The organism is Nonomuraea sp. NPDC049158 (assembly GCF_040648335.1).
Lineage (GTDB): Bacteria > Actinomycetota > Actinomycetes > Streptosporangiales > Streptosporangiaceae > Nonomuraea.
Genome location: NZ_JBEZDM010000023.1, coordinates 72883 through 92047 on the forward strand (window position 1 = coordinate 72883; position 19165 = coordinate 92047).

General features: G+C 68.6%; 19 protein-coding genes. 10 read left to right on the forward strand and 9 right to left on the reverse strand.

The annotated features are described in order from the left end of the window. Positions 1-8: 8 nt before the first annotated feature. On the forward strand, positions 9-824 hold the full coding sequence (locus tag AB0B61_RS37735) for a maleylpyruvate isomerase family mycothiol-dependent enzyme (protein ID WP_358442566.1): 816 nt from the start codon (positions 9-11) through the stop codon (positions 822-824). Between the two features lie 47 nt (positions 825-871). Here the strand turns inward: AB0B61_RS37735 and AB0B61_RS37740 are convergent, their stop codons facing one another. Next, complete coding sequence (locus AB0B61_RS37740) at positions 872-1477, reverse strand: VOC family protein (RefSeq protein ID WP_358442568.1); 606 nt, start codon at positions 1475-1477, stop codon at positions 872-874. A gap of 47 nt (positions 1478-1524) precedes the next feature. Then, entirely contained in the window at positions 1525-2391 is an 867-nt protein-coding gene (locus tag AB0B61_RS37745; protein ID WP_358442570.1) for a LysR family transcriptional regulator, read from the reverse strand. A gap of 277 nt (positions 2392-2668) precedes the next feature. Between AB0B61_RS37745 and AB0B61_RS37750 the strand changes: the two genes are divergently transcribed. From AB0B61_RS37750 to AB0B61_RS37765, 4 genes are all read left to right on the forward strand, one after another. Beyond that, a complete protein-coding gene (locus tag AB0B61_RS37750) occupies positions 2669-3280 on the forward strand; it encodes a hypothetical protein (RefSeq protein ID WP_358442572.1) in 612 nt (203 codons plus the stop codon). Beyond that, positions 3267-4163 carry a class I SAM-dependent methyltransferase gene (locus AB0B61_RS37755; protein WP_358442575.1) on the forward strand — a complete coding sequence of 299 codons (897 nt, stop codon included), beginning with the start codon at positions 3267-3269 and terminating at the stop codon, positions 4161-4163. The genes AB0B61_RS37750 and AB0B61_RS37755 overlap by 14 nt, the downstream gene beginning before the upstream one ends. Positions 4164-4176: 13 nt before the next feature. After that, on the forward strand, positions 4177-4890 hold the full coding sequence (uppS, locus tag AB0B61_RS37760) for a polyprenyl diphosphate synthase (RefSeq protein ID WP_358442577.1): 714 nt from the start codon (positions 4177-4179) through the stop codon (positions 4888-4890). 166 nt (positions 4891-5056) lie between these two features. Beyond that, on the forward strand, positions 5057-6037 hold the full coding sequence (locus AB0B61_RS37765) for an alpha/beta hydrolase (RefSeq protein WP_358442580.1): 981 nt from the start codon (positions 5057-5059) through the stop codon (positions 6035-6037). 51 nt (positions 6038-6088) lie between these two features. Here AB0B61_RS37765 and AB0B61_RS37770 read toward each other — a convergent pair whose 3' ends face one another. Beyond that, positions 6089-7333, reverse strand: coding sequence for a MucR family transcriptional regulator (locus tag AB0B61_RS37770; protein WP_358442583.1), 1245 nt, complete (start codon positions 7331-7333; stop codon positions 6089-6091). A gap of 65 nt (positions 7334-7398) precedes the next feature. Continuing rightward, the gene (locus tag AB0B61_RS37775; protein WP_358442586.1) at positions 7399-8445 is read right to left on the reverse strand and encodes a helix-turn-helix domain-containing protein; all 1047 of its coding nucleotides are present in this window, start codon (positions 8443-8445) and stop codon (positions 7399-7401) included. A gap of 66 nt (positions 8446-8511) precedes the next feature. On the opposite strand from AB0B61_RS37775, the gene AB0B61_RS37780 reads away from it, so the two are divergent. From AB0B61_RS37780 to AB0B61_RS37795, 4 genes are all read left to right on the forward strand, one after another. Continuing rightward, positions 8512-9621 carry an acyl-CoA dehydrogenase family protein gene (locus AB0B61_RS37780; protein ID WP_358442588.1) on the forward strand — a complete coding sequence of 370 codons (1110 nt, stop codon included), beginning with the start codon at positions 8512-8514 and terminating at the stop codon, positions 9619-9621. Next, the gene (locus AB0B61_RS37785; RefSeq protein ID WP_358442591.1) at positions 9618-10583 is read left to right on the forward strand and encodes an acyl-CoA dehydrogenase family protein; all 966 of its coding nucleotides are present in this window, start codon (positions 9618-9620) and stop codon (positions 10581-10583) included. Before AB0B61_RS37780 ends, AB0B61_RS37785 begins: the two co-directional genes overlap by 4 nt. Further along, positions 10580-11413 carry a TIGR03619 family F420-dependent LLM class oxidoreductase gene (locus tag AB0B61_RS37790; RefSeq protein ID WP_358442593.1) on the forward strand — a complete coding sequence of 278 codons (834 nt, stop codon included), beginning with the start codon at positions 10580-10582 and terminating at the stop codon, positions 11411-11413. The genes AB0B61_RS37785 and AB0B61_RS37790 overlap by 4 nt, the downstream gene beginning before the upstream one ends. Before the next feature lie 65 nt (positions 11414-11478). Continuing rightward, positions 11479-12351, forward strand: coding sequence for a hypothetical protein (locus AB0B61_RS37795; RefSeq protein WP_358442596.1), 873 nt, complete (start codon positions 11479-11481; stop codon positions 12349-12351). A 643-nt stretch (positions 12352-12994) separates the two neighbouring features. Here AB0B61_RS37795 and AB0B61_RS37800 read toward each other — a convergent pair. The 4 genes from AB0B61_RS37800 to AB0B61_RS37815 all read right to left on the reverse strand — a co-directional run bounded on the left by AB0B61_RS37800 (position 12995) and on the right by AB0B61_RS37815 (position 15734). After that, positions 12995-13837, reverse strand: a complete 843-nt coding sequence (locus tag AB0B61_RS37800; protein WP_358442599.1) for a helix-turn-helix transcriptional regulator — start codon at positions 13835-13837, stop codon at positions 12995-12997. Continuing rightward, positions 13812-14360 (reverse strand): DUF6879 family protein, encoded by a 549-nt coding sequence (locus AB0B61_RS37805; protein ID WP_358442602.1) that lies wholly within the window; start codon positions 14358-14360, stop codon positions 13812-13814. The genes AB0B61_RS37800 and AB0B61_RS37805 overlap by 26 nt, the downstream gene beginning before the upstream one ends. Then, positions 14357-14560: a hypothetical protein gene (locus AB0B61_RS37810; protein WP_358442605.1), complete on the reverse strand. Its 204-nt coding sequence runs from the start codon at positions 14558-14560 to the stop codon at positions 14357-14359. Before AB0B61_RS37810 ends, AB0B61_RS37805 begins: the two co-directional genes overlap by 4 nt. A 232-nt stretch (positions 14561-14792) precedes the next feature. Further along, positions 14793-15734 carry a hypothetical protein gene (locus AB0B61_RS37815; RefSeq protein ID WP_358442608.1) on the reverse strand — a complete coding sequence of 314 codons (942 nt, stop codon included), beginning with the start codon at positions 15732-15734 and terminating at the stop codon, positions 14793-14795. A 110-nt stretch (positions 15735-15844) separates the two neighbouring features. On the opposite strand from AB0B61_RS37815, the gene AB0B61_RS37820 reads away from it, so the two are divergent. Beyond that, positions 15845-16918, forward strand: a complete 1074-nt coding sequence (locus AB0B61_RS37820) for a helix-turn-helix transcriptional regulator (protein WP_358442611.1) — start codon at positions 15845-15847, stop codon at positions 16916-16918. An 8-nt stretch (positions 16919-16926) separates the two neighbouring features. Here the strand turns inward: AB0B61_RS37820 and AB0B61_RS37825 are convergent, their stop codons facing one another. Further along, positions 16927-18918: a CHAP domain-containing protein gene (locus tag AB0B61_RS37825; protein WP_358442614.1), complete on the reverse strand. Its 1992-nt coding sequence runs from the start codon at positions 18916-18918 to the stop codon at positions 16927-16929. Positions 18919-19165: the final 247 nt, after the last annotated feature.

Here is a 19165-nt window from a genome sequence, read left to right on the forward strand (position 1 = left end):
TGACCGGCATGAACCAATGGGACGCCACCTCGTACGAAGGCAAAGACACCATCCTGCGGGTCGTCGGCGACGAGGCCGAGCGGCTGTTCGCGCTCGCCGAGCCGGAGGAGGCATGGGAGGCGCCGACGGCGTGCGTCGGCTGGACGACGCGCGACGTGGTCGCGCACATCGTCGACACGACCGAGGGCTACCTCGCCGCGTTCGACCTCGTACGCTCGGGCGGGAACCCGGACGCCGCCTTCGGGCTGCCCGGCATGGGTGAGCGGGTCAACGAGCAGGCCATGGCGCTGCGCGGGGTCCCGCAGAAGGAACTGCTCGACCGGCTCAAGACGGACTTCGAGCAGATGATGGCGATCCTGCGCGACCTCGGCCCGGACGACTGGGCCGGGCTGACCGTCCCGCACTTCTACATGGGCCCGCTGCCCGCCTACTTCTACGCGGCGGGCCAGCTCATGGACTACGCCGTGCACTCCTGGGACATCCGCCAGGGCACCGGCCGGGCGCACGGACTGTCGGGAGAGGCGGCGGACCTGCTGGTGCCGTTCATGCTCGTGCTCTGGCAGTCGACGGTCAAGGAGGGCGCGGACCTGACGCCGTTCCGGATCGGCGTACGCGTGGGCGGCGTCAACGGGGGCGACTTCCGGGTGGAGGTCGGGCCGCAGGGCATGAGCTACACCCCCGGCGACCTGGGCGACCTGCCCACGCTCATCGAGTTCGACGCCGGGAGTATGGTGCTCACCACGTTCGGCAGGAGCAACGCCGGAACCGTCAGGGGTGACCTGTCCATCGCCGACCGCTACCTGAACTTGTTCTTTCGGATCTGAGGAATCCTCGTAGCGAGCCGCCTTGACCACGGCGCCGCGCCCTGTGGTCAAGGCTCCAGCGTGATTCCCTCCCGCCGGAGGTCTTCGATGATTCCGTCCACCAGCCGCGTACTCACCATGTGGTCCAGCCGCCCGTTCTCGCGCAGCTCCCGTACGGCCGGCACCGGGTCGGGGTCGGCGAACAGGCGCTCGTCCGCGTAGTCGACCGGCCGGCCGGTGGGGTCGATCGTCCACCAGGAGGCTTCCAGCGCGATGCCGTTGGGGTCGCTGAAGTAGATCGACCGCAGGAAGCCGTGGTCGATCACGTCGGTGACCTCGCAGGCGTGCGCCTTGAGCCGGTCACGCAGCCGGACCAGGGCGTCCTCGTCGGGCAGGTGCAGCGACAGGTGGTCGAACTGGGCGGCCTTGGCGTAGGGGACGCCGGCGGGCTTGGCGAAGCTGTCGAGCTCCTGACCGGTGTATTCGAAGAAGGCGACGGTGTTACCCGGCGCCACCTCGAAGAAGTAGTGCTTGAACGCGGGGATCGCCAGCGTGGTGACCAGGCGGGCGTCGAGTACGCCGTGCCAGAAGCGCACAGTGGCGTCCATGTCCGCAGTGACCAGGGCGAGGTGGTGCACACCCCGCCAGTGCACCGTTTCGGGGGTTTCAGCCATACGTTGACCGTACGCCTTTCAACTATCGCTGGCTATGAGGCCTCGTGTCAGTAAGCGGGGGCTGATTTGAGTGCCGCCAGCAGATGCGCGTGCACCCTGGCGACGGCGGCCCTGGCCAGCCCGCCCGAGCGGACCGCGAGGTAGCCGGTGTTGATCGGCGCCAGCTCCGGCTGCGCGAGCGTGACCAGCCGGCCCGCCGCCACATCGGCCCGGCACAGGTACGCGGGCAGGACGGAGACGCCCATCCCGGCCCGCACCGCGTTCAGGACGCCTCGCAGATCGGGGATCACCACCTGCGCGGCCATCGCCGGCCGCTTGCCGAAGACCGTCCGCCAGTAGCGGCGCACGATGGGCAGGTCCTCGGCGTAGGCGATCAGCGGCCTGGTCCCGCAATCCTCCCGCGCGGCCAGTTCGGGACTGGCCACCAGCAGGAACTCCTCGTCGTACGCGGGCTCCGCCTGAACGCCCCGGACGCGCGGCCGGATCGTGGACACCACCAGGTCGAGCCGCCCGGCCGCCAGATCGGCGAGCAGGCCGTCGGACAGCCCGAACGTGGTGCGCAGCCGCAACCCGTCGCGCACCAGCGGCGCGAGCAGCGGGATCACCACCTCCGAGAGGAACTCGGCAGGGCCTCCCAGATGGACCGCCCCGCCGGACGGCAGCTCGCTGTCCACGACCGCGTCCAGCGCGTCCAGCGAGGCGGCCACCCGGCGGGCCAGCTCGTCGGCGGCGGTCGTGGGCGCGACGCCACGCGGCAGCCGGTCGAACAGCGGCCGGTCCAGCGCCGCCTCCAGCGCCTTGACCTGCGCGGTCACCGCTGGCTGCGACAGCCCGAGCGTATGCGCGGCGGCCGTGATGGAGCCGGTCCTGTGGACCGTGAGAAAGGTTCTGAGCAGGTCGAGCGAGAGGGACATATCAATATCTTGATGGTTGCTACGTGCCCGAGGCCGCAGCGGAGGTCCTCTACCAGCTGATTCTGCTGGGCGAGGAAACCTTAATGGCGCTGATTAGCGCATACGAGAAAAACGGCCTTTATGGGATTCCATGCGCCGCCATCGGGCGTTCTTCGCGGGCCCAGCACTCACTTCCGGCACTCAGACAACTCAGTACCCGTAGGGCGCTTGCCCGCCGGGTCGTACACCCACATACTGGCTCACAAACCCAATCCTTTCCTAGGAGGAGGGACGTCATTTGCGAGACCTCTTCACGGGCGCTAATATCCTGACTATCATTTTCGGCATTATCAGCGTCTTGACATCAATAGCCGCAGTGCATTATGCGCGCAGAACTTATCACCTTGAACGGAAGTCCGTCTCCAAGAACTCCGATCGATCGGTGGTGGTGTTCTGGAGCCGGGAAGACATGATCGACTCACTCCTCGAGCAGTACAAGCGCGCCGGCGACGGCGATGATATATGGGCGCAGACCGTCGGCCTGCAGAACTTTCCCGGCCAGGTGCACGATCGGATCATGACGGCGGCGTCCCGTGGCGTGACGTTCCGCTATCTGGTCACGCTGGATCATCCGGCGGTCCCCGAGTTCCTCGCCTTGTTCAAGAATATCGCGTCGGCTTCCGTGGCCGGCTTGCGCGACAATCGCCTGCGCTTGCAGGGGCTGTCGAGAAGAGAGGTCGTCATAGCTTTCCCGACACTGACCACCTACACCGCGATAAAATTCACCGATGCGGTTTTTGTCGGGCTGGTGCGCGATTGGTTCGACCACAGATGGGCGGATGCCGCAAAGACGGCACCGCTGTCGATGAGCAGATCCTTGACCCAAGGAGAAAACATTGCCGAGCCATGAAGAGATCATCGAGTACTATCGTTGGAAACAGGCAGAATACCTCGGCAAGTACGGAGTGAACGGCCGGGTCCACGCGCATGTCGGCTGCCATGATTCGGAAACCGAGCAGAACCTCTTCGCCCCGGGCTGGATCCGCCCGGAAATGGGTGCCGACCGATTACGGGCAACGATGCACGATGGGCAGGAGCGTAACGTTCACGTGCTGTTGAGAAGGGCTCGCCGGTGGCATGGAAACATATCCAAGGCGCTTGACTGTGGAGCCGGGCTCGGCGGAACGTCGTTTCTCCTGGCGGACCAGTACGGAATCGACGTGACGTCGCTCACCATAGTGCCGGAGCAGGTGGACTTCATCGCGGCACAGACCGCGAAACTAGCCCTGCAGGGCAAGGTCGTCCCGGTGGTCGGCGACGCGCACTCTGACACCTGGTGGAACGGCACGGCATATGACCTCGTCATCGCGCTGGACGCGGTTTGTCAGATAGGCGACCCGGCGACCCTCTTCCCTTCGCTTGCGGCCATGCAACCGGCAGGCGGCGTACTCGCGATCGCAGACCACTTCGTCAGCAGTAGTAGTAGCTCGATCGCGCGCTATTACAACACCTACTGGGTGAGCGCGATCGGGGACCTGCAAACCTGTCTGTCGGCGATCGAACAGGCGGGCTACCGGATCAGATTGGTCGTCGACGCATCCGAGAGTCAGCTTCCCTACTGGCAGCTCAGCCTCGCCTATTCATCCCTTGCCGAGAAGGACCGTACCGAGATTCGTCGGCGGGAAACGGCGCACTTTCATTCCGCCATGCTGAGTGCGTACCGAGCGGGGGAGGTCCAGTATTTCCACGTGATCGCGTCGCGTTCGAAAACCGCGGCGCCCCCGAAGCGATGAGGAAGGTACAGCAATGGCACCCGTAGTTCCGCCCGTCCGGCACATCGCCATATCGGCCGACGGTAACGGCAGATGGGCGACGAGTCGCGGACTGCCCAGATCCGCGGGACACGATGCCAGCCGGGAAGCCTTCGCGTCAGTCCTTTCCGCCTGCGTCGAGCTGAACATACCTTATCTCTCGATTCATGTGTTCTCGTCCGAGAATTGGGGACGCCCCGAGCCGGAGGTCCGCAAGCTCATAGAACTGTTCAGCCGCGTGCTTGAGTTGTCACTGCACGACTTCAACGAGCTAGGTGTGCGATTCCGGCTCACCGGGAGCAGGCTGGAGGTTCCCGCTGACCTGCGTCGGACGGTGGAAGCGATCGAGAAGACCACCTCCGCGAACGGCCACGTCACGCTGCAGTTCGGGCTCAATTATGGCGGCCGCAAGGAATTGGTCGATGCCGCGGTCGGCCTGGCGAGAGCCGCGATGGCAGGAGAGATACGTCCTGAAGAGTTCGACGAGGAGACGTTCCGCAGGCACCTCTACTGGCCGGATACTCCCGACGTGGATCTCTTCATCAGGACGGGCGGACATTTCCGCCTGTCGAACTTCTTTCTCTGGCAGACCGCGTACGCGGAGCTGGTATTCACCGACGTACTGTGGCCGGATTTCCGCAAGCCTGACCTAATGAGCGCATTGGAGCTGTACGCCCGAGCGGGGCGGTCATTCGGGAATGTCGAGTAAGCACACCGACGACGACCCGGCTCTGCCGGCCGAACGGGTCGTGGAGCTGCTGAGCCGACCGGTTGGCGGGCAGAGGAGGGGGAAACGCCGCCGCTTGGCGGTTGTCCCCCTGTCGCCGCCCTTCCATCATCGAGACGTACGGTGAGGTCTCGTGGAGGGAAGCGACATGGCGGTTCATCCCAATCTCGACCCGGAGCTGAGGGCGGCACTCGACCAGTTGGTCATGCCGTCGACGGATCTCAGTGACCCGGCCCTCGATCTCAGCGGGCACCGGGCGCAGATCAACGCCATGCTCGCGGCCGCGCCCAGGCCGGACACCGAGGTGGTCATCGAGGACCGGTACGTGCCCGGGCCCGAAGGCGCGCCCGACGTGCGGGTGCGGATCTACCGGAAGCCGGGGACGGACACCGGCCGGCCCGGCCTGTACTGGATCCACGGCGGCGGCATGATCGTCGGCACGCCGGACATGGACGACCTCATGATGATCGGGTTCGTCGAGCAGCTCGGCGTCGTGATCGTCTCCGTGGACTACCGGCTCGCGCCCGACCACCCGCACCCGGCGCCGGTCGAGGACTGCTACGCCGGACTGGTGTGGACCGCCAAGAACACCGGCGACCTCGGCATCGACCCGGCCCGGCTGGCCGTGGGCGGGGCGAGCGCGGGCGGCGGGCTCGCGGGGGCCACCGTGCTGCTGGCCCGTGACCGGGGCGGCCCCGACATCTCGTTCCAGCTGCTGGTCTGCCCGATGCTCGACGACCGCAACATCACGCCGTCCAGCCACGAGTTCGCCGAGGCGGTGGTCTGGAACCGGGCCGCGAACCTGTTCGGGTGGAAGGCCCTGCTCGGTGACAAGGCCGGGACCGAGGACGTCTCTCCCTACGCCGCTCCGGCCCGGGCCACGGACCTGTCCGGGTTGCCGCCGACGTTCGTGGACGTGGGCGAGCTGGAGGTGTTCAGGGACGAGTGCATCGACTATGTGCAGCGGCTGGTGCAGGCCGGGGTGTCAACGGAGTTCCACCTCTATCCGGGTGCCTTCCATGGGTCTGACGGGCTGATCCCGGACACGGAGTTGAGCAGGCGGGCGCGGGCGGCTCGGCTGGCGGCGCTTCAGCGGGCGTACCGGCTGGACGGCTCGCAGAGCAGCTGACCGCGGCGCGGCGTTCGGGTCGGGCGGTTCGCGCGGGTGAGCGCTGGGCGGCTACGGAGTCGGAGTCGGGCGTCGGTGGAGTTTCAGGTCGGAGGGCAGGCCGTGGCGGGCACGGTAGTCCTCCGCGCCGATCTGGTGCTTGGCCTTGGCGTGTGCGGCCAGGCCGCGGGTCCACGTGCCGCACTCCAGGCACACGAGCTGGCCGTCGCGTTCGGGTTGCCGGCCGTACGGCACCGCCGCCAGCTCGGCCGCCGACAGCCGTGGATGGGGGCGCGGCGTCCGGGGCACGAAGCCGACCGGCCGCGCTCCCCTGGGCGGGGTGAAGCCGTGCCGGTGGCGCAGCTCACGGGTCTTGCGCTGGGTGACGCCCAGCAGTTCGGCCAGGTCGGTGCCGTTCCAGTCGGCGGTGGCGGTGAGCAGGTCGGTGAGCGAGGCGTACCCGAGCTCACGGGCCCGTGTCTCATGCGGGTCGATGCCGTGCCGGGCCAGGTAGTCGGCCATCTTGGCCCCGTGCATCACCGACACGTGCTGGACCAGGGTCTTGAACCAGCGCCCGCATTCCAGGCACAGCAGGTGACCGTTGCGGGTGGGCTGCGTGCCGTGCGGCACGGCCGCGAGCTCGTCGGCCGGGATCGCCGGGAGCAGCGCCGGATTTTTCACGACATAGTCTTTGGCCCAGCGGCCGGGCGCCTCGAATCCCAGCCGCCGTCGCATCTTGTCGACCCGGCCCTTCGAGAAGCCCAGCATGGAGGCGATCTCCTGGTTGGTCAGCTCCGGGTGGCGGGTGAAGAGCTGCTCGATGCTGACGTACCCCGCCGCCTGGCACCGCTCGGCGACCTCGGCCGCGAGCTTGGCCTTGCGCGCCGCGGTCCCCAGATGGCCGTACTTGGCCACGGTTCCGCCGGTGCGGCGAGCGGCCCGTACACCCGCGCGAGTCAGAGAGTCCCGCCCGGCCGCCTTCGACAGCTCGGCCAGCTCTTGCCGGGAGCGTTTGGGGCGCAGCGTGGCCCGGAACTCCGGATCGGTGTCCCACTTGGCGCGCTGCGTCTCCCTGCGGACCGCCTTGACCGGGGTGGAGTGCAGGCCGAAGCCGCGCGGCAGTTCGTGGTCGCGCCGGTAGTCATCGGCTGACATGTCGTGTTTCGCCACGACATGTTGGCCGAGCTGCTTGAACCACAAGCCGCATTCCAGGCAGAGGAGCTTGCCTCCGGACTCCGGCTGTACGCCCGGCGGGACATCGGTGGGCTTGCCCGGTGGGATCCAGTGTCCTGGCCGGCCGTTCTGGTTCTCGGTCACCCGATCCCGCTCCTGAGAGTCGCCCGATCCGCTTTTGGAGAGTTACTCGGTCCCTGCCCTGAAGATCATCCAGTATCACCATTGGCGCGCAGCCGTACAAGAGCCAGGGCCAGGTGGGCGCGGAGCCGCCCAGCGGAGTCGGCGAGGGAGAAGCCCAGGGCCGACTCCGCCCGTGCGATCCGTACGGCCATCGAGCTGTGGTGCAGGTGCAGGACGGTGGCGGCCCGGCGTACCGAGCCCTCGGCGCACAGCGCCCGCACGGCCGTGCGACCCTCGTCGCCGAGCCGTTCCATCGACCGCACATCGGCCAGCTCGGCGATCGCCGCGTCCGGTACGTCGGCGTAGAGGGCCAGCGCGCCCAGCTCGGTCCAGCGCACCACGCGGTCCTGCGGGCCGGTGAAGCGCAGCGCCGTACGCGCGCCCGCCCACGACTCGGCCACCCGCGAACCGGGCAGCTCGGGACCGATGCCGACCCGCGCCGAGTCGGGCAGCCATGGCAGCGCGGAGGCCACCAGCACCGCCTCCGTGTCGCCGATCCGGGTCGCGCGTACGTGGTGCCCCATCGTTCGCAGGCCGGGCACCAGGGCGAAGCCCTCGTCCGCGGGGACCGCGATGGCCAGCGCCTGCAGCGGCGTCGCGGGATCGAACCCCAGCAGTCGCAGCGCCCGTGCCCGCTCCGCCTCGCCGGTCTCCGCCGACAGGGCCAGCTCCACCAGCGCCGGGTCCCTGCCCTCCCGGGCCAGCGCGGCAGCGCGCTCCAGCGTGACCTCGGCCGCGGCCGCGAACCGTTCGAGGACGATCTCGTCCAGTCCGTGCGGGGTGCCCTCGCGCTCCACCCAAACCGTGCCGAGACCGGCGGCCAGTTCCCTTACCGTGCCGGGCTGGTCGATGTGGTCGTCGTGGTCGACCTGACCGCCGGGGTGCCTGCGGGTGGCCCTGCCGGTGGCCGCGTCGAGCAGGCCCACCGGGCACTGGGTCAGGTGGGCGGTCGCCGAGAGCAGCACCGGGACGCTCACGTGGTCGCGTACCAGCGAGTCGAAGTAGGCGATGACGCGCACGGCGCTCTCCGCGTCGGTGTCCAGTGTCGACAGGCGGAGCAGCAGTCCTTGCACCGCTTCAGGGTATGTCCGGATACCGCTATCTGGCGACGTGACCAAGCGTGCGCTAGGTTGGTGTCTGTGGATCTCGACTTCTCCGCGGCCGAGCAGGATTTCCGTGCCGAGGTTCGCGACTGGCTGGCCCGGCACGTACCCGGCGGGCTGCCGTCGATGGACACTCCCGAGGGTTTCGAGGCGCATCGCGCGTGGGAGGCGCTGCTCGCCTCCGCCCGGCTGTCCGCCGTCTCCTGGCCGGAGGAGTACGGCGGGCGGAACGCCTCACTGATCGAGTGGCTGATCTTCGAGGAGGAGTACTGGGCCGCGGGCGCCCCCGGCCGGGTCACCCAGAACGGGATCTTCCTGCTGGCCCCGACCCTGATGGCGTACGGCACTGAGGAGCAGCGGCGGCGCTGGCTCCCCGGGATGGCTCGCGCCGACGAGGTCTGGGCACAGGCGTGGTCCGAGCCGGAGGCGGGCAGTGACCTGGCCGCGCTGAAGTCCCGCGCGACGCGGGTGGATGGGGGCTGGCGGCTGTACGGGCAGAAGACGTGGAGTTCCCGCGCGGCCTACGCCTCACATGGGTTCGGCCTCTTCCGTACCTCGGAGGAGGGTCGGCATCGGGGGCTGACGTACTTCATGTTCCCGCTCGACCTCGACGAGGTGACGGTCCGGCCGATCGCGCAGCTCGACGGGCTGCCGGGGTTCGCCGAGCTGTTCTTCGACGGGGCCTTCGTGCCCGACTCGATGGTGCTCGGCGCGCCCGGGGAGGGCTGGCGGATCGCGATGGCCACCACCTCGTCCGAACGCGGTCTGGCCCTGCGCAGCCCCGGCCGCTTCCTGGCCACCGCCGATCGGCTCGTCCACCTGGCCCGTGACGCGGGTCCCGAACTCGCCGACCGGGCAGTTCGCTGCTGGACCGATGCCGAGGCGTACCGCCTGCACACCTTCGCCACCGCCCGCAGGCTCATGTCGGGTGCCGAGATCGGGTCCGCGTCCAGCATGGGCAAGGTCTTCTGGTCCGAGCTGGACCTGCGGATGCACACTCTGGCCATGGAGCTGCTCGGCGAGCGGGCGGGGGAGACGCCGTGGCTCGACGGGTTCCTGTTCGCGCTGGCGGGGCCCATCTACGCGGGCACGAACGAGATCCAGCGCAACATCATCGCCGAACGAGTCCTGGGGCTGCCCCGATGAAGTTCGTGTTCACCGACGAGCAACTGGCCCTGGGGGCGACGGTACGGGATGTGCTGCGCGCCCACTGCCCGCCCGCCGCGCTGCGCTCCGAGCGCCGCCCGGCATGGGAGCAGCTGGCCGAAATCGGATTCTTCGGGCTGCTATTGCCACCGGACGCCGACGGGCTCGGGCTCAGGTTGGTGGACGCGGTGCCCGCGCTGGAGGAGACCGGTCGGGCCTGCCTGCCCGGACCGATCGCGGAGACCGCCGTGGCGGCGCCGTACCTGCTGGAGGACGTCCCGAAGCTCGCCTCCGGGTCGGTCTGCGTGAGCGTGCTGCTGCCCGGCCAGGCGTACGCCCCTGACGCCGACCTGGCCGACCTGCTCGTGGTCGCGCGCGCGGACGGCCTGCACCTGGTCACCAAGGAGTCCGTACGGCTGGCGCCCCGGCCCGGTGTCGACCCGTGCCGGAGGCTGTTCGACGTCTCCTTCGACGACTCCGTACTGTTGGACCGTTCGTACATCCCAGCCCTGCGGCGGGCCACGGTGGCGACGGCGGCGCAGCTCATCGGGGTGGGCAGGCAACTGCTGGCGACCGCCGTGGCGCATGCCCAGGTCAGGACCCAGTTCGGAGCGGCCATCGGGTCGTTTCAGGCGGTCAAGCACCAGCTGGCCGACGTGGCCATCGCACTGGACTTCGCCGCCCCACTCGTCCACCGCGCGGCGCTCTCGGTAGACGAGCCGGTGGTGCCGAGCGTGGATCGGGACGTCAGTGCCGCCAAGGCCGCGGCGGGCGAGGTGGCCGCGCTGGCGGCTCGGGTGGCGCTGCAGGTGCACGGCGCGATCGGCTACACCGACGAGCTGGACCTGCGGTTCTGGCTGGCGCGGGCCTGGTCGCTGTCGGCCGCGTACGGCGGCTCCGCCGTACACCGGGCCCGTGTGCGGGAGTCGGTGATCGGCGGCGATCTGAGGCGGTACCCGTGAGGTACGGCGTCCCGCTCGGCCTCATCCACCCGGCCGCCTGGAAGGACGTCGCGGTGGCCGCCGACGAGTTGGGCTTCGAGTCCGTGTGGCTGCCCGAGCACCTCGTCTTCAGCACCGACCTGTCGCTGGCCCTCTACCCGGGCACCTCGGAGCCGGGCATCAAGCCGGCCACGCCGCTGTTCGACGCACCCGCGTACCTGTGCTGGCTGGCCGCGCTGACCTCCCGGATCAGGCTCGGCACGGCCGTACACCTCTTCGCGCTGCGCCACCCGTTCGTCTCGGCCCGCGCCTTCGCCACGCTCGATGTGGTGTCGTCGGGCCGGGCGATCTGCGGAGTGGGCGCGGGCTGGTACCGGGGGGAGTGGGACGCGGCCGACATCCCCTTCGCCTCGCGCGGGGCTCGGCTGGACGAGGCGATCGAGGTGGCCAGACGGCTGTGGAGTGAGCCGGTGGTCACGCATTCGGGGCGGTTCTACTCCTTTCCCGAGGTGGCGTTCGAGCCCAAGCCCGTACAGCACCAGCTGCCGATCCTGTGCGGCGGCGAATCACCCGCCGCCCTGCGCCGGGCGGCGACCCTGTGTGACGGCTGGATCAGCATGCCGCACACGCTGGAGTCGATCAGGCCGCAACTGTCCCGGCTGGCGGCGCTGCGGGGGGAGCGGCGTTGCTCGGTGACGGCGCACGCGTACTCGCTGGCGTCGCCGGATGAGGTGGCGGACTGGGCGGAGCTGGGGGTGGACCGGCTGATCGTCCGCCCGTGGAAACGCAGCCGCGACGCCGTCGCCGGCCTGGCCACGTTCGCGGCCGAGTACGGCGTCACGTCGCGTTAGCCGTGCATGTCTCAGGGCGTAAGGAACCGATCACGTCGCGTGGCGTCTAACCGAACATGATCGCCATGGATCGAAGCGTGCGGGCGGCCACGGCGCTGATGTGGTCGATACTCCCGTTCGGAGCCATCGTCACGGCCCTGAACATCGCCGTCTGCGCCAGCGTGGAAGCGGTCGCCAGAAAGGCCCTGTCCCAGAGCCGGGACTACCTCGACTACGGCATGGCCCACTTCGACACCGTCGCGTGGGGCAGAACGCAAGGGATCGCGGTCTTCTTTATCCTGGCCGCGCTCGCCATTGGGGCTATCGCCTGGCTGATTCGGCGACAGCGGCGATTCAACCTGGTTGCTCTGCTCGTAGGGCCGTTGAGCCTGACCTATGTGTTCTGGGTGTGGCACGTCCACATGAGCAACCCCGTTGCCGACGACGTCCTGTGGAAGATCCAGGAATTCGACCCCGCCCTTCCCCTCACCAGCGATACGTTGCTCCCCGGCTGGTACCAGCCCACCCTGACCGTGACACTCCTGGCGGCGGCCGCCGCCCAGCTGTCGGCTCTGGCGCTGCTGATCTGGTCGCGGGCGCTGAGACGGAATCCGGCGGAGGGCGGCATGTGGCGTGGCAGGATTCTGGCGCTCACCGGGCCCGCGTGCGCGGCGGCGTATGCGGCGATCAACTTCACCCTCCAGCAGAGAGCGGGCCGCCCGCCCGGTGGTTTGACGGACGCGCCGGATGTCGCAGCCCGGCCCTTGCCGTCGCATCGGCAGAGGGGCAAGAGCCAGGCCGTCTATGGGGATCGCTCGGGCCGCAGATCTGATACGTGCACGATCAGGGCCCTGGCGAGGGTGTATTCCAGCGTGTGGCGGTCGGTCAGTGAGACGTCCTGGAGAGTCGGCGGACCGGAAGGGGGGACGACGATTCCTTTCACTCCCCATGGTTTGTAGTCGGGTGAGGTGTAGACGTGGGCCTGGTGCTGGAGATGCGGGCACGCGTCCAGCGCCTCGGGGATGCACCGGACGCATGTCGGTGGCTTGCTGAGGTGGCCGGACGCGGCGTGCGTCTTGTTGTGGAAAACCCAGGAGAGGCGTCCGGTAGCGGGGTCCAGCGCGGGACCTTCGCACACCTGGCACAGCCGGTGCAGCATGCATGCCCGCTGCCGGAGGGTGTGCATCTCCTTGTAGTTGACCTTGCCACGCCGATCGCACTTCTGCCGGGCCCACAGCACGGACAGGTGCCAATCGTCTGCCCTGGGGTCGGCGTAGGACAGCCGCCGCCCGCTCGGCGCCCACACGTCGTGGATGACGGCCAGGTCGAGCGCGACGGTCTCGACCTCGTAGGCGACGACGTACGGCACCCGGGCGGCAACCGTGGTCATACCGCCTCCCACGCGTCGACCGGCCTCGCCCGTCGGCAGACCTGCTCGTGTTGCCGACGCCGGATCTGCCGGGCGGTCGCGTGGGGGTGTGGACCCGTGACTGTCCATGCCCAGGACGCTACGACTACGGCATACGCACCCTGAAGCATTATGCGCCAAGATGCTTCACTATTCAGAAGGTGGGTCGCGGCGCGCACCTTGGAGCATCAGCCTTACTGACGAGGCTCCAGCCCGTCGGCAATGTTCTCGATCAGGGCGCGAGCTTCCCGGCCGTAGATCGCCACGTCGGCCAGGCGGGCGAAGGTGCGCAGATACGTGCCGACTTCGGGGGCCTGGGTGACAGTGAGCGCCGCGGTGACGGTCTCGACCGACACCCACCGATCGTCGAAGATCCAAAAACCATGCACCGGGGCGACCGGGAAGGCCGCCGTGAAGGGAATGACGCCGAATCGCACAGTGCGCAGCGTGGAGGCGACGGCCAGCTTGTCGAGTTGGCCGGCCAGGACCTCGGGTGGACACAGCTGCAGCCGAAGCACGGATTCGGTGATGACGAAGTGGAAGCGGCGGCCTGGCGCGTAGAGGATCTGCTGGTGCGCCATCCTGGCGGCGACCGACTCATCAAGGTCATCGTGGGCCCCGTCGGAGGTGATCGCCTCCTGGAGGCGGTAACGGGCGTACTCGGGTGTCTGGAGCAGGCCAGGTACGAAGCAGGACTCGAAATTGCGGATGATGGCGGCTTCTGCCTCGGCTTCGGCGAATGTCTGCTGCTGGGCTGCCATGCCACGTCGGAACATGCGGCGGAACTCGACGTACTGGCCTTCAAGGGAGCGCAGCGCGGCGATCAGCTCGGGAGTCTGCTCGGGGACGTGGCAGGTCGCCGCCCACGCCTCCAGGTCGGCGTCCGAGGGCGTCTGCTTTCCCCCTTCGATCTTGTAGATCTTCGTGCGGTGCCAGCCGTGAGCCTCGGCGAGCTGCTGGCCAGTCAGGCGAGCGTCTCGCCGCAGCTCACGTAGGCGGATGCCGAGAGCATCACGGGCCCTCTCGTAGGTGGACATTCTGCTTGGTGTACTCCTGCCACGGGATGGCGTACTGCTGGGCCACGTCCCGGTAGTAGCAGTGCTTCACGACTACAGCGGGATCGGTGACAAGGTCGGCGCCCAGGAGAGCGTCATCGTTCCCGAATCTCAGGATGAGCAGCGTAGTGGAGTCGATCAACCAGAAGTCGTGGTCCGGCAAGTCGAGTCGAGCCGCCCGCGGACGAGACAGATATCGGATGTCCTCGCCCGCCTGGATGTTGAAGCGGGCGAGGGCCAGGCCGAAGCGGGTGTAGTCCGAGTGTGGCTCCGATACGATGCGAACCCGCTCCATGCGCTGGCCGGCCGAGAGCCGGGGTGCCAGTTCGGCGATCCAGTCGTCCATGTAGGACTCATCGATCTCTCCGCTGTCGAGGAAGCGATGGATGATGGGTTCCTCTTCGGGCTCGCTGTAGTTCTCGCGGGTTTCGAGCCGGAACGCGGTGTGCTGGAAGGCGTGAAGGGTCTCGACCCACTCGGATCGCGTCAGGAACCTTCCGCTCACTCCTGCGGTCCTCGCGCGAGCTTCAGCACCTCCGGCGGGACCTCGACATAGAACTCGTCGTCGCGTACGTCGACGAGGTCGGCTATCGCTTCTGGATCATTCAGGAGCTTGCCCTGGACGACGTAGGTGCCACGGTCGGTCTCGTAGAGAGCCGGGCAGCCGGTCTTACCGCTGGACGTGCCGAGGAGTCTGAGCCTCACGATCGCGCCTCTCGGGAGAATCGAAGCCGAATGCACTTGACGCTCAATGATGCGGAGAAGCGCGTCAAGGTGCGCGTGAGGTAGGAGGGTATAACCCCTGGCTCCCATCCGGCACGCCAGGTTCATCGACATCAGGAGCGGTCGGCGGGGTGGCGGCCTCTTCGGGAGTCTGGCTTGCGGGGCCATTTGCGGGCGGCGGCGGCAGGAGTTCCGGCCGCCGCCGCTCGCTAGGTCAGTCGCAGTGGACCGTCGAGGCGGTATATGTTCCGTTTGGACCGGTCACCGTGACGGTCGTGGTGTAGCAGACAACCTCGCTGGCGAGGCTCTTGAGCCTCATCCAGAAATCGGAATCACCGTTCCCGCCACTCCACGGCATGGCTTCGACGCCTCCGGGATATGAGGTCCAGCCGCCGCCACCCCCGTTGGGGACGGGGACATAGCGCGGCATGTCCCTTGGGTCGCACACCGCGCCCTGAGACATCAGCCTCATGCCCTTCTTGGCGCGGTTGCCGACCTGCTTCGCCCATTTCGAGTTCTGCATTTGTATCGAGGCGCCGAGGAAGTTGCCGGACTTCACGGCATTGATCACTCCCGTGAACTGCCCGAAGCGTGTGGGGCCGAGGTTGTACATCATGTCGATCAGTACGACCTGCCTGGCCGACGACAGCGAGTTGAAGTTGTCGATCACCCGGCCGACGTTCGCGACGGCGGCGCGGTAGTCGCCCTTGAACAGGGTGATGATCTGCAGGGGGGTCAGGCCCTGGGTTCCGGCACGCACCGCGGCGTAGTTGGCGCCGACGGCCGTCAGCAGGGCTTCCGCGTCGGAGCGGTCGAGGTTGAAGCCCACACCCACCGTGGGGTGCGGGGGGACGGCGCTGTCCATGTAGACGTGCGTGTCTCCGTACAGTCCGTTTCGGCTCTCGTTCTCCGCTACGTACGCCTCCATCTGCTCGGGCGTCAGCTGCGGCTCCTGACTCGGATCCTGGTCGGGGTCGTCCGGGATGCCGCCGGGGCCGCTGCCGCCGGGGCCGCCACCGGCGCTGGTGGAGCAGGGGCCGTCGGCGAAGGCGGGGGCCGCGGCGACCGTGATCGTGGTGAGGGTGGAGAGGAGGAGGGAGGTGGTGGCGAGGACGGTCGCGAGGAGTTGTCGGCGCGGAACTCTGCGAGGGGTCATGAGACCTCCTGGTCCGGGCGGGGGGTGACCAGCTCATGATCACAGCGCGGTGGAGTTCGTGAATATCCCAGAAATCTGGGATATTCCGGGCGTCCGGTTAGGCTGCCGCCGTGATCTCGCGCAGGGCAGTGGAGCGCCAGGTGATCTCCGATTTACGGGACCTGGCCGGGGCGGAATTGACCGCGGCGCAGGTGTTCCGGCAGGCCGATCCGTTGCTGCGGGACGCGCTCGGATTCGACGCCGTGTGCTGGCACACGACCGATCCCGCGACGGGGCTGGTCAACTCGGTGCTCACCGAGGACCTGAGGCTGGACGATTTCCACCAGGCGGTGCAGTTGGAGATCTGGGGCGATGACACCGCGCGCTTCCCCGAGATCCGGCTCAGCGGCCGTGGCGCCGACACGCTCAGCCGTGCCACCGGCGGGGTCCTGCGGCGCAGCCTGCGCTTCCGGGAGCAGATCGCGCCGGCGGGCTTCGGCGACGAGCTTCGCGCCGTGTTCGACGCCGGAGGCGGGATGTGGGGCTGCGGGGCGTTCATGCGCGCTCCTGACCGGGGTCCGTACCGGCCCGGAGAACTGGCGTTGGCCCAGCGCGCGGCCCGGTACCTGGGTGTCGCCCTGCAGCGCAGCCAGCTGTTGCGGTCACCTGCTCCACCGGCGCCGATGCCGCCCGCCGTGGTGCTGCTCGGGCCGGACAATCACCTGGTCAGCGCCGACGAGAGGGCTGAACGGCTGCTGGGTGAGCTCATCGATGACTCGGGCTCGATCTTCACCGTGCCGACGTCGTTCGTCATGGTGGCCGAGCAGGCCAGGGGAGCGGTGGCAGGCGGCCGGACTCCCCCTCCGCTTCGGGTACGTGGCCGCGACGGCACCTGGTTCGTGCTGCACGCCTCGCTGATGGGCGGCAGGGCGGACGGCGCCTCGGCGGTGGTGATCGCCCCGGCCTCGCCCGCCGACATCATGCCGGTGGTGTTCGCCTCCTACGGACTCACGCCGCGCGAGCGCGAGGTCGCCGTGCGCGTCGTCCAGGGCCGGGCTACCGACGACATCGCCCAGGCTCTGTGCACCACGCCCCTGACCGTGCAGGACCATCTCAAATCAATCTTCACCAAGGCGGGTGTCCGTAGCCGACGCGAGTTCGTCGCCCAGCTTCTCACGGCCCATCCCCCGGAAGTGTGGACCTGACGGGCGTCTCAGGCGCGGTGGCGGCCCCTGCGGGAGCCCGGCTTGCGGGGTTCTCGCGCCTCGGCGACGGCGATGGCTTGCGTGTGTGCGGCCGCCGTTTGCAGACGGTCGTCCCCGGTACGCCTGGCCGCCCGTACGAGGTCGTTCGCCGCGCGCTCGTCGTCGCCTCCCACAGCCAGGGAGGCGGGCGCCAAGCTCTCGTGGCTTCGGTGACGGCGGCCATGGAGGGTGGGGTCGAAAGGCTCGGTGCCGAACAGCTCGAGATGGGAGGGGGCGGCCAGCGGAGAGCGGTGGCGGCGGCCGTGGGACGAGGAGTCCTGGGTGAACCCCTCTGTGGGGTGAGGGGCGGGGGAGCGGTGGCGACGGCCGCGTAGCGGGCTCTCGGATGTGAAGGGGGCCGGTTCCTCGATCGGGTGCCCGCTGCGGCGACGCCGGCCGTAGTAGCCGCCCGTCTGAGAGCTGTGCGTCTCGCCGGGGGCGGGCCAGGGTTCGGTCGCCCTCGTGTACGGCGTGCGCCCGCCGGGGTGCTGCGACGCGGCACCGGAACGAGCCCCGGGGTGCCGTGTGGCGGCACTGGAACGAGCCCCGGAGCGGGACCCGAGGTGGTGTGGGGTGGCGGAGCGGCGGGTGGAAGGGGTGAAAGCGTCGAACGTCGGCGTCGTCTCCCGAACGGGGGAGAAGGCGTCGAAGGCCGTGGTCGCCTCTGGGATGGGGATCGAAGCGAGGGACAGCAACGCGGCGATCGGCTCGGCCGGCTCCAGGTGGACCGCCGTCGGCACCAAAAGCTCGGTCGGCTCGGGGCGGATTGCTGTCGGCACCAAAAGCTCGGACGGCTCGAGGAGGATTGCTGTCGGCACCAAAAGCTCGGCCGGGGCGGGCGTCCCCACCAGCTCCAGAGGAGTCGTCGCCGGGATGGTGACGTCCGTGGACGTACCGGCGCCTACCAGCACAGGGGCCGCGTCGGTGCGGGGCTTGCGGCGGTGGCGGTGGCGGGTGGCCGGGGCCGTGGAGCGGGCGGCCGGGGCGGCGACAGCGGCCGCGCGGGCCGGCCGTACGCGCAGCTGCCTGGTCTTGGCGACGGCGAGGACCGCGAGGGCGGCCACCAGCGCGGAGCCGATCAGCGCGGGAGAGGAGAGGGTGGGCACCGGTGCGCTGGACGACGCGTCGACGATGGTGGGAAGGGGCGCGGGGTTGCTGGTGACCGCGTTGGTGTCGGCGGTGGCCGGCTTGGCGTGCTTGCCCTTCTTGGGCGCCTGCTCGGCGGCCTTCGTGGTGGCCTTGGGCGACGACTTGCGGTCAGCCGTGGGGGCGGGGGAGACGGCCTGTTTGGGGGTGTCCGCGCTCGTGGCCTGCTTGGGGCGGGCGACCAGCGGGGCCCCGCCCTGCCCGATGCGGGGGATCATGTCGACGAGCGGGGTGCCGTCGGGGAGTTGGAGCTTGCCCACGTCGGTCGTGGAGGTGGACGCCTGGTCGTCAGCCCGGTGCTGCGCGTCCCACTCGCCCTCGACCTGGTTCTTGGCGGCCTCGTTCTCCAGGCGGGTCTTGATCTTCTCCGGGTAGCCGTACCCGACGACCTTGCTGGTGTCACGTTCCTTGCGTTTGGCGACGCCGCCGTCGATGTTGCCCTCGATCGTGAAGATCGTGTCGCCCTCGACCTTGGTCACCAGGCCGACGTGGTCGATGGCGTCGATGTCGTTCGAGCCGCTCCAGTCGTAGAAGACCAAGGCGCCGGGCTTGGGCTGGTGGCCCCAGGCGCCCTGCTCCTTGAACCACTCGGCATGGCTCACCGTCCAGGCGAACTGGCCGATCCAGTCCTGGTAGCCGAGCTTGTGAGCGGCCCACGACAGGTACATGTCACACCAAGGGGCGGAGGTGTAGTCGGCGTCGAACTCGACGTTCTTGCCGTACCAGTGGCCGAACTTGGTGTACTCGTCGGCCTTCTCGGAGTAGCCGAGCTGGCTCTCGAGCAGGTCGATGTACTTCTTCATCTCAGGCGTCATTGACGTGCGAGGGAACCTTCCGGGCAAGACCGGGTTTACCCACACAGCCCTGGGTAGAGGGACACATGTGGCAAAACCGGCGGCCTGTCGTCTTCCGTGCTGAAGGAGGCTACCGTGACGTAAGGGCAGGTCAGGTACGGGTCAACGGAGCTCCAAGAGGTCATGCGACCCTAAACCGCAGGTCAAAAGCTTGCCAGAAATGTCCCAAAGAAGACTGGTTGATAGTAAAAGATCTACCTTTGGGTGT

Bases quoted from the DNA above. Each gene is read 5' to 3' on its own strand.
- AB0B61_RS37735 (WP_358442566.1), top strand. From the start codon at position 9: ATGAACCAATGGGACGCCACCTCGTACGAAGGCAAAGACACCATCCTG.
- AB0B61_RS37740 (WP_358442568.1), bottom strand. From the start codon at position 1,477: ATGGCTGAAACCCCCGAAACGGTGCACTGGCGGGGTGTGCACCACCTC.
- AB0B61_RS37745 (WP_358442570.1), bottom strand. From the start codon at position 2,391: ATGTCCCTCTCGCTCGACCTGCTCAGAACCTTTCTCACGGTCCACAGG.
- uppS (WP_358442577.1), top strand. From the start codon at position 4,177: ATGGCACCCGTAGTTCCGCCCGTCCGGCACATCGCCATATCGGCCGAC.
- AB0B61_RS37765 (WP_358442580.1), top strand. From the start codon at position 5,057: ATGGCGGTTCATCCCAATCTCGACCCGGAGCTGAGGGCGGCACTCGAC.
- AB0B61_RS37785 (WP_358442591.1), top strand. From the start codon at position 9,618: ATGAAGTTCGTGTTCACCGACGAGCAACTGGCCCTGGGGGCGACGGTA.
- AB0B61_RS37795 (WP_358442596.1), top strand. From the start codon at position 11,479: ATGGATCGAAGCGTGCGGGCGGCCACGGCGCTGATGTGGTCGATACTC.
- AB0B61_RS37800 (WP_358442599.1), bottom strand. From the start codon at position 13,837: ATGTCCACCTACGAGAGGGCCCGTGATGCTCTCGGCATCCGCCTACGT.
- AB0B61_RS37815 (WP_358442608.1), bottom strand. From the start codon at position 15,734: ATGACCCCTCGCAGAGTTCCGCGCCGACAACTCCTCGCGACCGTCCTC.
- AB0B61_RS37825 (WP_358442614.1), bottom strand. From the start codon at position 18,918: ATGACGCCTGAGATGAAGAAGTACATCGACCTGCTCGAGAGCCAGCTC.